At 43.6% G+C, this 12,939-nt stretch carries 15 protein-coding genes; 1 reads left to right on the top strand and 14 read right to left on the bottom strand.

The window, feature by feature from the left end; all coding sequences use genetic code 11:
* Positions 1-466 precede the first annotated feature (466 nt).
* The 13 genes from QWZ04_RS18630 to yceD form a co-directional block, all read right to left on the bottom strand.
* Positions 467-1,231, bottom strand: a complete 765-nt coding sequence (locus QWZ04_RS18630) for a TatD family hydrolase (protein ID WP_290329743.1) — start codon at positions 1,229-1,231, stop codon at positions 467-469.
* A complete protein-coding gene (gene holB, locus QWZ04_RS18625) occupies positions 1,221-2,180 on the bottom strand; it encodes a DNA polymerase III subunit delta' (RefSeq protein ID WP_290329742.1) in 960 nt (319 codons plus the stop codon). The genes QWZ04_RS18630 and holB overlap by 11 nt, the downstream gene beginning before the upstream one ends.
* A gap of 3 nt (positions 2,181-2,183) precedes the next feature.
* Complete coding sequence (gene tmk, locus QWZ04_RS18620) at positions 2,184-2,819, bottom strand: dTMP kinase (protein ID WP_290329741.1); 636 nt, start codon at positions 2,817-2,819, stop codon at positions 2,184-2,186.
* Positions 2,816-3,832, bottom strand: a complete 1,017-nt coding sequence (gene mltG / locus QWZ04_RS18615) for an endolytic transglycosylase MltG (protein ID WP_290329740.1) — start codon at positions 3,830-3,832, stop codon at positions 2,816-2,818. Before mltG ends, tmk begins: the two co-directional genes overlap by 4 nt.
* The gene (gene pabC / locus QWZ04_RS18610) at positions 3,829-4,644 is read right to left on the bottom strand and encodes an aminodeoxychorismate lyase (RefSeq protein WP_290329739.1); all 816 of its coding nucleotides are present in this window, start codon (positions 4,642-4,644) and stop codon (positions 3,829-3,831) included. Before pabC ends, mltG begins: the two co-directional genes overlap by 4 nt.
* Positions 4,645-4,754: 110 nt before the next feature.
* On the bottom strand, positions 4,755-6,002 hold the full coding sequence (gene fabF, locus QWZ04_RS18605) for a beta-ketoacyl-ACP synthase II (RefSeq protein ID WP_290329738.1): 1,248 nt from the start codon (positions 6,000-6,002) through the stop codon (positions 4,755-4,757).
* A 96-nt stretch (positions 6,003-6,098) separates the two neighbouring features.
* Entirely contained in the window at positions 6,099-6,332 is a 234-nt protein-coding gene (gene acpP / locus QWZ04_RS18600; RefSeq protein WP_004737381.1) for an acyl carrier protein, read from the bottom strand.
* 167 nt (positions 6,333-6,499) lie between these two features.
* A complete protein-coding gene (fabG, locus tag QWZ04_RS18595; protein ID WP_290329737.1) occupies positions 6,500-7,234 on the bottom strand; it encodes a 3-oxoacyl-ACP reductase FabG in 735 nt (244 codons plus the stop codon).
* A 30-nt stretch (positions 7,235-7,264) separates the two neighbouring features.
* Positions 7,265-8,188 carry an ACP S-malonyltransferase gene (gene fabD / locus QWZ04_RS18590; protein ID WP_290329736.1) on the bottom strand — a complete coding sequence of 308 codons (924 nt, stop codon included), beginning with the start codon at positions 8,186-8,188 and terminating at the stop codon, positions 7,265-7,267.
* A 132-nt stretch (positions 8,189-8,320) separates the two neighbouring features.
* Positions 8,321-9,274, bottom strand: coding sequence for a beta-ketoacyl-ACP synthase III (locus tag QWZ04_RS18585; protein ID WP_102521830.1), 954 nt, complete (start codon positions 9,272-9,274; stop codon positions 8,321-8,323).
* A gap of 5 nt (positions 9,275-9,279) precedes the next feature.
* Entirely contained in the window at positions 9,280-10,305 is a 1,026-nt protein-coding gene (gene plsX, locus QWZ04_RS18580) for a phosphate acyltransferase PlsX (protein ID WP_290329735.1), read from the bottom strand.
* A 10-nt stretch (positions 10,306-10,315) separates the two neighbouring features.
* Positions 10,316-10,486 (bottom strand): 50S ribosomal protein L32, encoded by a 171-nt coding sequence (gene rpmF / locus QWZ04_RS18575; RefSeq protein ID WP_102521832.1) that lies wholly within the window; start codon positions 10,484-10,486, stop codon positions 10,316-10,318.
* Positions 10,487-10,523: 37 nt separating this feature from the next.
* Positions 10,524-11,048, bottom strand: coding sequence for a 23S rRNA accumulation protein YceD (gene yceD, locus QWZ04_RS18570; RefSeq protein WP_102521833.1), 525 nt, complete (start codon positions 11,046-11,048; stop codon positions 10,524-10,526).
* Positions 11,049-11,185: 137 nt separating this feature from the next.
* Here yceD and QWZ04_RS18565 point away from each other — a divergent pair, with 137 nt between their 5' ends.
* Entirely contained in the window at positions 11,186-11,767 is a 582-nt protein-coding gene (locus tag QWZ04_RS18565; RefSeq protein ID WP_290329734.1) for a Maf family protein, read from the top strand.
* Positions 11,768-11,901: 134 nt separating this feature from the next.
* On the opposite strand, the gene rluC is transcribed toward QWZ04_RS18565, so the two are convergent.
* A complete protein-coding gene (rluC, locus tag QWZ04_RS18560; protein WP_290329733.1) occupies positions 11,902-12,855 on the bottom strand; it encodes a 23S rRNA pseudouridine(955/2504/2580) synthase RluC in 954 nt (317 codons plus the stop codon).
* Between the last annotated feature and the right edge of the window lie 84 nt (positions 12,856-12,939).

Below are 12,939 nucleotides of genomic sequence, written 5' to 3'. Positions count from 1 at the left end.
ATTATAAGTTTTTTCGAAATTTAGCGGCACACCCCCGCAGCCTTGTTTATCCGTTCTAAACAAAATATATACATACAATTGAATAGAATAGTAAACGTGCCAAATTTCGACGGATTCAAATCCTAAGAAGATTATATTTTCCGCCTCAAAATATATCGTGATTCAACTCACCATTCCTATAGCGCCATGAAATTTAGTTTCAAAATAAAATGTAGATCACAGTCGTAAAAATGGGATGAAATGGTTTACAGTGTCGCAAGTGACTGTAAATAAACAATTTAATCGAGTTTCAACCAATAAATAAATTGTGATCTAAATTAAGGCGCTTGTTATTTTTAGTAACAAAATTACATTTGAGGTATTTGGCTATGTTTTGGTCAACATATTTGGTTAACATTGTATTTAATTCGATTAATGAATAAAAAAGGGAGCAATTGCCCCCTTTTTAGATATTCGTCACTTTTTACTACAAAAAAAGATTTTGGAAGTTTTTCGTCGTCTGTTCGGCAACTCGACCTAAAGATTCACCTTTTAGCTGTGCAATGTATTGCGCAACTTCAACCACATAGGCTGGTTGGTTCTCTTTTCCTCGATGGGGTACCGGAGCCAAGTAAGGTGAATCCGTTTCAATAAGCAAGCGTTCTAGCGGAAGTGCTTTAACCACTTCTTTTAGTTCTACCGCCGCTTTAAACGTCACGATGCCTGAAATAGAAATATAGAAGCCTAAATCCATTGCGGCTTTAGCAAACGCGAGATCTTCCGTAAAACAATGAATAACCCCGCCACACTTTTCTGCCCCACCTTGCTTTAAGATATCAAGAGTATCTTGCCTTGCATTTCTAGTATGAATAATTAACGGCTTGTTAAGCTCCACAGCTAAAGACACATGCTGTTTAAACCGAGTGCGCTGTAATTCTGCAGTCTCTGGCTGATAATGATAGTCAAGCCCCGTCTCGCCAATCGCAACCACTTTAGAATGAGTCGCATATTCATTGAGTTTATCGAGTTCAAATGGGCTTTCTACGTCCAACGGATGCACCCCGCAAGACGCATAGACTTCATCGTAGTTAGATATCATCTCAATCATGTTTGGAAAGCTATCTAAGGTTACACCGACGGTCAATAATTGTTTTACATTTGCCGCTCGTGCTTTGGCAATAACGTCGTCTACGCCATGATGAAGTTCTTCGTAATTTAATTTATCTAGGTGGCAATGTGAATCAACAAACATTTCTTTTCCCATGTAGATCTAATACCCAGTCTGCAAACAACAGCTCTGTATTCAGCCCTGTAAACTGGGTCAGTTGTTCAATGAGCTTATTTAGCTCACCCGCTTTCTTATAGGCTAAATCGTAGCTAATGAACTGTGCCAATTCTTCTACAGGGCTACTCGTAGTCAAGCCATAGTGATGTTTCTGTACTTCAACCAACAAATAACTAATCCAGCCTAGCCTGACTAGGTGGCCTTCTTTTACCAGTGGCCAAATTACCGAAAGTGACATCGCCGGCTTTTTGAGTTCTCCAATCAAACTTGCCTTTAAAGACTGATACGCTTTATCCTGTTTATCTTGATAAAACGCCAAGGTCGTTAATGGTGCACCATGACACAAACGCAAAATATCCTCACTAACACTGACATCACTTTGCTTTGATAGCCAAGCTAACGCATCTAACTCTGATGGCTGCTCTACACGCCAAAGCTGGCAACGACTGGTAATAGTTGGCAGTAACTGATGCTTGTTAGACGTCACGAGTAAAAACACGCAGCTCTCGCTCGGCGATTCAAGAGTTTTCAGTAACGCATTTGACGCTGATTCATTCATGGCTTCGGCTGGCTCAATAATCATCAAGCGCTTGCCACCGAGTTGCGATGATTCTTGCGCCCACAGATTACATTGCCTGATTTGATCGACGGTAATTGTCTTACCTACTTTTTCGGGCTTAATCCAATGAATATCAGGATGGTTACCAGACGCAGACAAATCACAGCTGTGACAAAAACCACAGGCTTCATCCTGCGAATTTGAGCACACCACGGCGCGTGAAAATGCCGTAACAACTTCACTTGCTCCTAATCCTTGCGGCGCATTCAATAACAAAGCTCCAGTGAGCCGATCGTTAATAAGCAGATCTTGCCAGCTTTGCCACAAAGATAATAACCACGGATAATTAAGTGTCATAACTTAACCTTGTTGAGCCAACCAATGTTGGAGAGCCGAGACAATGTCTTTAGTCACTTGCTCGATGTTTTGCTCAGCATTGATGACCACGGTATTACTGTTCTCTGACGCAAGCTCTAAATAACGTTCACGAGTACGTTCAAAGAAACTGATATCCATTTTTTCTATTCGATCGAGCTCGCCACGGCCACGAGCACGCTCTAAACCAATTCGAGGATCTAGGTCCAAATAAAGAACTAAATCTGGAGAGAATCCAGCCAAAGCCAGTTCCTTTAGGGTATCCATGATATTTCGAGCTATTTGACGGCCACCACCCTGATATGCCTGAGAAGAGAAGTCATGACGATCTCCTACAACCCAAGTGTCTTTAGCTAATGCAGGCTTTATCACTGTTTCAACTAATTGTACTCGTGCTGCATACAACAACATTAATTCTGAAATATCTTGAAGTTCTTCCCCATCGTGCTCTTCTTTCACCAATGCGCGCATTTTTTCTGCCAACACGGTTCCGCCAGGCTCACGGGTATTGATAACATCTTGAACACCGGACTGCTTTAATGTTTCTAATACGGCCGCTATCGCAGAGCTTTTACCTGCGCCTTCAAGACCTTCGATGACGATAAATTTGGCTTGATTCATTTTTTACTTCTTAATACTTTTAAATAGGCACGCACTGCGCGGTTATGTTCGGTAAGTGATTTGGAGAACACATGCCCACCATGACCACTTGCTACAAAATATAGGTAATTACTTTTCTCTGGATTTAACGCCGCGTCAATAGAGGCCTTACCTGCCATTGCAATCGGTGTCGGCGGTAAACCATTAATCGTATAAGTATTGTATGGCGTTGGGGTTCTCAGATCTTTCTTACGAATATTCCCTTTGTATTTATCTCCCATCCCATAAATAACCGTTGGATCCGTTTGTAAACGCATAGGACGATTGAGGCGATTGATAAAAACGGATGATACTCGCTCGCGCTCTTCATCAATGGCCGTCTCTTTTTCGATGATCGACGCCAAAATAAGGGCCTCGTAAGGCGTTTTTAAGGGCAGTGGCTGCTTGCGTTGCTCCCACGCTTTATTCAACACTTGGGTTAAACTCTTATTCGCCCACTTGAGTACGTCGAGATCGCTCGTACCTGCGGGGTAATGATACGTTTCTGCCAGAAACTGTCCTTCAAGCTTGGCGGTCTCGATTCCTAGTGATTGAGCAATTTCTGCTTCAGTCATAGTACTTAGAGTTTGTTCCAAATAATCGGCTTCGCTGAGCTGCTCTAACCATTCAGAAAATCGACTTCCCTCGATAAAAGTAATGGTAAATTGATATTCTTTGCCGTCAGCCAACGCTTGAAGTGCTTGTGATAGATTTAGGTTTTCGGGCAATTCAAAAGTACCCGCCTTAACTTTTACAAGCTCAGGGTACAATTTAGGCACTAGGCGAGAATAGCTGCTCGCTTTCACCCAGCCTGAATTTTCTAATTGACTTAACAAACCACCAAAGCTGGTACCTGGCTTAACGGTAATGAGCGTTGGCTCTTCTATATTGACAGGCTGATTGACGTATTGTTCTACTTGCTGGTGTACATAAAAAGCACCACCTAACGCCATAACGGTAAGTATCAAGGCAAGTAATAGAATTTTCTTAATCACGAAATCATTTTCTCCTGAATCGTTCGTGTCATTTGACCAATTTTGAATTTTTGCATGCCAATTGATGTCACTGGCACTATTTGTAATAGTGAATTGGTAATAAAGACTTCCTGCGCGGTTTCAAGCACACTCAAGGATGCCGGCTCTAAGTTACAATCTAGGCTCAATGCCTCTAGTTGCTTCAAAACATGGCGTCTCATTACTCCAGCAACACCAGACTTATCCAATAAAGGGGTGAACCATTCTCCCTTTGCATTGTTCCAGAATATGTTTGCCATGCTCGTTTCGATAACATTGTTTGCAATATCTAGCACCAAAGCATCTTGCCACTCTCGCTGCTCTATTTCAGCTTTGACTAACACTTGCTCTAAACGGTTATTATGTTTATGCCCTGCTAGCATAGGTGTATGCCCTAATGCCATCGAGCTAATACCAAGATCAATTCCATCTCGTTGCCAACGCGCGTAGTGCTCTGGGTAACCAAATGCACTTACCGTAATACGAGCTTCTTTCGCACCATCAATACCATAACCACGTCCACCAGACCCCCGGCTGACGTGGAGCTTAACTCCACATTTTTGGTGATATTCAAAGCCGTGAATCGCCTGTTGAACCCAAGTCAAAACTTGCACCCAGTTAGGCTTCGAAATTTGAAGAACATCCAAACAAGCATCCATTCGATCGCAGTGGCTTTGCCAATATTCGGGGAAACCATCTTTGACTAACATCGTAGTAAAGCAACCGTCACCGTATTGAAAGCTTCGATCTGTTAATGCTACTGAATGGGTCGGTATTCCATTGACCAAAAACATAGCGATCTCCTTTTTGCTTTCAAAAAATAAAAAAAGCGGCTCAATGCTAAGCATTGAGCCGCTCTAAAACAAGCTTTAGTCACTGAATAAAACGAATCTTTTTAATTCGATTAGATCTTCTTGAAGATCAGTGAACCATTAGTGCCGCCAAAGCCGAATGAATTACACAATGCGTATTCCATGTTCTCAACTTTACGTGCGGTATTAGGTACCAGGTCAATCCCTTCAGTACCTTCATCTGGGTTGTCTAGGTTAATCGTTGGTGGAACCATTTGATCAACTAAACTCATTGCCGTAATGATTGCTTCAGCAGAACCCGCTGCACCAAGTAAGTGACCTGTCATAGATTTAGTAGAAGACACCAATACTTGCTTGCTTCCCGCTTCACCTAACGCTCGCTTAATGCCTTTTAGCTCAGCGATATCACCAGCCGGAGTCGACGTACCATGTGCATTCACATAACCGATTTGTTCACCCGTTACGCCAGCATCACGCATTGCCGCTTCCATCGCAAGCGCACCACCTGAGCCATCTTCACTTGGCGAGGTCATGTGGTAAGCGTCACCGCTCATACCAAAACCGACTAACTCACAGTAAATTTTAGCGCCACGAGCTTTAGCATGCTCGTACTCTTCCAGTACCATAACGCCAGCACCATCGCCTAATACGAAACCATCACGATCTTTATCCCAAGGGCGTGACGCCGCTTGAGGGTCGTCATTTCGAGTAGATAACGCTTTAGCAGCTGCAAAGCCGCCCATGCCGAGAGGTGTTGATGCTTTTTCAGCACCACCAGCCACCATTGCGTCTGCATCGCCGTAGGCAATCATACGTGCCGCGTGGCCAATATTATGTAGGCCTGTCGTACATGCAGTAGAAATAGCGATATTAGGGCCGCGTAGACCTTTCATTATCGAAAGATGGCCAGCAATCATATTAACGATGGTTGATGGTACGAAAAACGGGCTGATTTTGCGTGGGCCTTTGTTGGTTAACGCAGTATGGCCACTTTCGATAAGGCCAATACCACCAATACCAGAACCAACAGCAACACCAATGCGTGGGCCATTTTCGGTTGTAACCGTTAAGCCTGAATCATCAAGTGCTTGAATGCCTGCGGCGACACCGTATTGGATGAATAGATCCATTTTACGGCCATCTTTTTTGGACATGTACTCTTCGCAGTTGAAATCTTTTACAAGACCTGCAAAACGAGTAGTAAATTCTGTGGTGTCAAAATGATCGATATTCACGATGCCACTTTGACCAGCTAGCAGGGCTTTCCAAGATGATTCTACGTTGTTACCTACCGGTGACAACATACCCATGCCAGTGACAACTACACGACGCTTGGACATGATCTAGTTCTCCGGAATTGAATGATTATTAAAGTGAAAGGTTTGAGGGTAGACATTAAAACTCAGGCGGTCAAGAAGACCGCCTGGAAGTGCAAATTACTGAGCGCTGGTCACGTAGTCAATTGCAGCTTGAACAGTAGTGATTTTTTCAGCTTCTTCGTCAGGAATCTCAGTATCGAATTCTTCTTCCAAAGCCATTACTAGTTCAACAGTATCTAGAGAATCAGCACCTAGGTCATCTACGAAAGAAGCTTCGTTTTTAACTTCTGCTTCATCTACACCTAGCTGTTCAACAATGATTTTCTTTACGCGTTCTTCGAGGTTGCTCATTTTTCTTTTCCTTTACAGAGTTCGCTATATGCGATGTTTTCCGTAGTTTATTCAAACTTTTAAAAGTTGCAAGGGTGTCCTTGCTGGTCAAACCACAAATTGTGCGATTTTTACCGAAAATCGGCACGTTTTTGACCTAAATCATGCATATTTTACTAGTGCACAACTTAAACCATGTACATGCCGCCGTTTACATGCAGGGTTTCACCCGTAATGTAAGCCGCTTCTGGAGACGCAAGAAACGCTACAGCAGCAGCAATTTCGCGCGGATCACCAAGACGACCAGCAGGCACTTGCGATAGTGTAGCAGTACGTTGGTCATCATTCAGTGCTTTTGTCATATCAGTTTCAATAAAACCTGGCGCAACTGTGTTCACCGTCACACCACGAGAAGCAACTTCACGAGCCATCGACTTAGTAAAGCCAATTACGCCTGCTTTTGCGGCTGCATAGTTAGCTTGACCTGCATTACCCATAGTACCCACTACAGAACCAACGTTGATGATACGACCACAACGTTTTTTCATCATACCGCGTAGGACAGCTTTAGATAAACGGAAGATTGATGTCAGGTTAGTATCCATGATATCCGACCACTCATCGTCTTTCATACGCATCAGTAGATTATCACGAGTAATGCCTGCATTGTTAATCAAAATATCCAATGCGCCAAATTCTTCGTTAATTGCCTTCAATACCGTCTCGATTGATGCAGGATCGGTCACATTTAGTGCCAAGCCTTTACCTTTATCGCCTAAGTACTCACTGATAGCCGCTGCGCCATTCTCGCTTGTCGCAGTACCGATAACGAATGCGCCACGCTCTACTAGCGTTTCTGCGATAGCGCGGCCAATACCACGGCTTGCGCCTGTCACTAAGGCGATTTTACCTTCAAGATTCATATTCTTTCTCGCAAATTAAATGGAAATAGCTTACTTAGCCGCTTCTAAACTCGTTGCGTCATTAACAGGCGCTGCGGTAAGTGTTTTTACAATTCGTTTTGTCAAACCCGTTAGAACTTTGCCAGGGCCAAGTTCAAATAGTTTTTCAATGCCTTGCTCGCTCATTTTCTCAACGCCTTCAGTCCAGCGAACTGGGCTGTATAGTTGACGAACAAGCGCATCTTTAATTTTCGCTGGATCTATTTCAGTTGCGACATCCGCATTGTTGATCACAGGCAAGCTTGGTGCAGTAAAGGTAATCGCCTCAAATGCAACGGCCAATTTGTCGGCTGCTGGTTTCATTAACGCACAATGAGAGGGAACAGATACTGGTAATGGTAGCGCGCGTTTAGCACCTGCTTCTTTACACAATACACCTGCACGTTCAACGGCAGCTTTGTTACCAGCAATAACAACCTGACCAGGAGAGTTGAAGTTAACAGGAGAGACAACTTCACCTTGCGCTGCTTCTTCACAAGCTTTTGCAATCGCATCATCAGCCAAACCGATGATTGCGTACATAGCACCAATACCCGCAGGAACGGCTTCTTGCATCAGTTGACCACGAAGCTCCACTAGCTTGATGGCTTCTTTAAAATCAATCACGCCAGCACATACAAGCGCTGAATACTCACCAAGGCTGTGGCCAGCGAGTAGTTCAGGCTGCGCTAACCCTTGTTCTTGCCATACGCGCCACAGTGCGACAGACGCTGCCAAGAGTGCAGGTTGTGTACGGGATGTTTCATTCAGTTTTTCGGCAGGGCCATCTTGAATAAGAGCCCATAAGTCATAACCAAGCACTTCAGATGCTTCTGAAAAAGTAGACTTAACAACATCATGCTGCTCGCCTAGCTCAGCTAACATGCCAAGAGCTTGAGAGCCTTGACCCGGGAATACAATCGCAAATTTGCTCATCGTTTTTTCCTTAAAGCAATGCAATAAAAACAATACCAAATAGCCAAAGCATGACCATTTTTCATGGTTAGAATAAATATCTTTTATATCGACATCTTATCGATAAGAAAGTTTCGCTATTTGGCCGATAACTTAGAATCGAACGAGTGCCGAACCCCACGTAAAACCACCACCAAATGCTTCTAACAAGCAGGTATGTCCACGTTGAATTCTGCCATCACGTACGGCTTCATCTAGTGCTGTTGGAACGGTAGCTGCCGAGGTATTTCCATGACGATCGAGGGTGATCACCACTTGATCAAGCGACATTGACAACTTTTTAGCTGTCGCGCTGATAATACGCATATTCGCTTGATGGGGCACAAGCCAGTCTAATTCTGACTTGTCCATGTCGTTTGCAGCTAATGTATCTTTAACCAAACGCGCAAGCTGAGTCACTGCAACTTTGAATACTTCGTTGCCAGCCATGTGTAACCACTTATCCATTTCAGGATTTGTTCGGCTTGCAGCAGGCAGACTGAGCAAATCTCCAAATTGGCCGTCAGCATGAAGATGAGTAGATATGATGCCAGGCTCTTCACTTTGACTCACAACAACCGCGCCTGCACCATCACCAAATAAGATGATGGTAGAACGATCCGTTGGGTCACATGCTTTAGAAAGCGCATCAGCACCCACTACCAGTACGTTTTTACACATACCTGATTTAATATGTTGATCCGCAACAGACAGTGCATAAACGAAACCAGAACATGCAGCCGCAATATCAAAAGCAGGACAGCCTTTAATTTCAAGCATGCCTTGCACTTGGCAAGCTGCTGATGGGAATGTATGGCTGCTACTGGTTGTTGCAACGATGATAAGGTCTATGTCGTGTTTATCGATACCGGCCATTTCAATCGCATTAACCGACGCATGGTATGCCATATCGGCAACAGTTTCGTCTTCTGCCGCTATGCGACGCTCTTTAATGCCAGTACGAGTGACGATCCACTCATCAGTGGTCTCTACCATTTTTTCAAGGTCTGCGTTCGAACGCACCTGTGTTGGCAGGTAGCTGCCTGTTCCTAATATTTTGCTATACATGAAGACTAATAATGCCTCTCGAGTAAAACCGCTTCCAAACGATCGCTGATCCGGGTTGGAACTTGTCGTTTGATCTCGTGTACTGCCTCACCAATTGCGTTAACAAGAGCAGGTACATCAGCACTTCCATGACTTTTTATGACAATGCCGCGTAATCCTAGCAAACTTGCTCCGTTATACTGGTCGGGGTTCAATGATTTCAGTTCATTTAATAAGCCAGAAAACAATTTTTTTGCAATCCAAGCTTTCAATCCTGATGCCGCCAAATGACTTTTAAGTCGATTTAAAAACAGGTTGGCCACGCCTTCTGTTGTTTTTAAGCATACATTGCCAACGAAACCATCACAAACCACTACATCGGCAGCGTCATGCAATAACTGATCGCCTTCAACGTAACCAACATAATTCACTTCGTCCGAAGCGCTAAGCAACTCAGCACATCGTTTGACAAGGTCGTTGCCTTTAATGTCTTCTTCGCCAATATTGAGGACGCTCACACGTGGCACTCTGCCAAGGTGTTCTTGTGCTAACGCACTGCCCATCACGGCAAATTGGAATAATGTGTCTGCATCGCATGATACGTTCGCGCCAAGATCAAGCATCCAAGTTTTGTTACCACTGACCGTAGGTAAAGCCGACACTAATGCTGGTCTTTCTATTCCTGGCAGTAATTTTAAGCGAAAGCGCGAAAGCGCCATTAACGCACCGGTATTGCCGCCGCTTACGCAAGCATCTGCCACTCCTTCAGCCACTGAATCGATAGCTAGGCGCATTGAGCTGCCACTACTATTACGCAGTGCTTTGGATGGTTTTTCAGAATTAGAGATAGTGCGATCACTGTGCTTAATAGTGAGTCGTGAATTCGGTATGTACCCAATTCGAGAAAGTTGAGATGTGATCGTATCGCGATCACCAATAATGATCACTTTGAGCTCTGGGAAATGCGACAATGCCTGCACGGCGGCAGGCACTGTTACGCGAGGACCGAAGTCCCCGCCCATTGCATCAAGTGCAACGGTAATATTTTGCAAAGGGTCAACCTTACTTGTTAACAACCTTTTTGCCACGGTAGAAACCGTCAGCTGTCACGTTGTGACGTAGGTGAGTTTCACCTGAAGTTGCGTCTACAGAAAGTGCTGCTGTAGTTAGCGCATCGTGTGAACGACGCATGCCACGCATTGAACGTGATTTCTTGCTCTTTTGTACGGCCATTGACCCTACTCCTATGTTATTACTTAACCGTTAAAAGTTAACGTTTTAAGTTTTTTAAAACATCAAATGGGTTAGGTTTTTCATCCACAATATCTGCTGGAATCTCACCGAACACCAAATTGTCTGATTTAACGCTACAATCCGCATCATCGTGCATTGCTATTTGAGGCAAATTCAAAATGAACTCATCTTCAACTAGTTTAATTAAGTCGACTTCACCGTACTCGTTCAGATCTACCAAATCGTACTCTTCGGGTGCATCTTCTTCACTTTTCTCATTAAAATAAGGAGTACAAGTAAAGTTGACTTCACACTCATGTGTGAAAACTTCATTACAACGTTGACATTCTAAGTCGACTTGCGTGTTAGCTTTACCAGAGATAACTACAAGTCGCTGCTCATCGAGCCCAAATGACAATAACACTTCTGCGTCGCGTTTTACGCCAACGGTTGTCTCTGCTAAACGCTTAAGAAGACTGATTTGGATGCTGCCATCAAAATCTAATCGTTTTTGAGCTGTTTTCGCCGGATCTACCGTGCGTGGAATTTTTACCTTTTGCATAGGGCGCGAATATTATCTTTCTAATCACTTAGAGTCAAAGAAAAAGGCGAAAAAGTTAAGTTTTTTTCAATTACTAACGTCAAACAAGATAAACTTACTTTAAAGTAACTAAAACGAACCAAACTGCAGCCTTACTCATGACCAAACAAGCCCTTATTTTAGCCTCAACATCACCATTTCGACAACAGTTATTAGCTAAGTTAAATATCCCGTTTAGCGTTGCTTCACCAGACTGCGATGAAACTCCACTCAAGGGAGAAACGCCGATAGAACTGGTAAAACGCTTGGCTCAAGGAAAAGCTCAAGGATGCCAGACTCATGAGCACTCCTTGGTCATCGGTTCTGATCAAGTCTGTGTCATCGACGGGCTGATAGTGGGCAAACCTCACAATCGTGTAAATGCCATCAAACAGTTAACCGCCCAAAGTGGTAAGAGCATCACTTTCTACACTGGTGTCGCTTTATATAACACTACAACCAAGCAATGTGATGTAGAACTTGATACCTTCATTGTGCACTTTCGTTCACTCAGCCACTCCATGATTGAAAATTATGTCGATAAGGAACAACCCTACTTCTGTGCAGGTAGCTTTAAAAGTGAAGGTTTGGGTATTGCGCTGTTTGATAGACTGGAAGGCAAAGATCCTAACGCATTGGTTGGATTACCGCTTATCACCTTAATTAAGATGCTTGAGAAGCAAGGTGTTGACGTGATTTAGAATCAGGCAATAGGCAATAGGCAATAGGCAAAACCTAGAAGATAAAACGACAAGAGCAAAAGAACCGTCCTCGATTCATTTGCTCTTTCTGTATCCGCTCTTTTACTTAGCTTTTAGAACTTAGCTTTTAGAACTTAGCTTTTAGCCCTTAATCCAGCCAACGCTTTTTCAAGCCTATTTTCCATCGGTGCAGAGATATCCATCTTTTCTCCGCTGCCTGGGTGTTCAAACTTAATGTTCGCAGCATGCAGGAACAAACGGTCTAGCCCAACATTTCCGGTATAGGCATCAAAGCGGCGGTCTCCGTATCGGTCATCCCATGCGATTGGGTGGCCGGTATATTGAGCATGCACACGAATTTGATGGGTGCGCCCTGTTATCGGGCTCGCCTGAATTAACGTTGCATCCTTGAAATTTTCAAGCACTTTGAAACGTGTTTCTGATGCTTTTCCGTTAGGGTTAACACGAACGATGCTGTTCACTTCGTTTTTAAGCAAAGGGGCATTCACCACTTTACAACTTGATTTCCAAGCGCCCATCACCAGAGCAAAGTAATACTTCTGTACTGTCTTTTCACGAAATTGAGCTTGCAGGTGGCGCAATGCTGAACGTTTCTTCGCGACCAGTAAGATACCTGACGTATCTCTATCGATTCGGTGCACCAACTCTAAAAAACGCGCATCTGGACGCAAAGCACGTAAGGCTTCGATCGCACCAAATTTTAAACCACTACCACCATGTACTGCGATGCCAGACGGTTTATTCAAAATCAACATATGATCATCTTCATGAATAATATGTTGTTCTAATTCCGCAACTTTATTTAGCTTTGTACTCACTGGAGCTGCTGATGCTTCCGCCTCTTCCGTCGTTTTAACCGGTGGAATACGTACAATATCACCAGCCTGTAACTTATACTCTGCTTTAATACGTTTCTTGTTTACACGGACTTCGCCTTTACGCAAAATGCGGTAAACCATGCTTTTAGGGATATTTTTAAGCTGATTACGCAAAAAGTTATCAATTCTCTGCCCAGCCATGTCATCGTCAATGTCGACGAATCTGACACTAGTTTTAATCTCATTCATGCGGCGCATTCTAACACTGAAAGGAAAGACTACCAATTGGAATAATAGTGATAACCCAGAATGAAATATCAAAATACATTCAAG

The sequence above is a fragment of the Vibrio tapetis subsp. quintayensis genome (assembly GCF_030409945.1).
GTDB lineage: Bacteria > Pseudomonadota > Gammaproteobacteria > Enterobacterales > Vibrionaceae > Vibrio > Vibrio quintayensis.
Note: the sequence above shows the minus strand (reverse complement) of the source record. Positions and strands in the feature narration are given on the sequence as shown.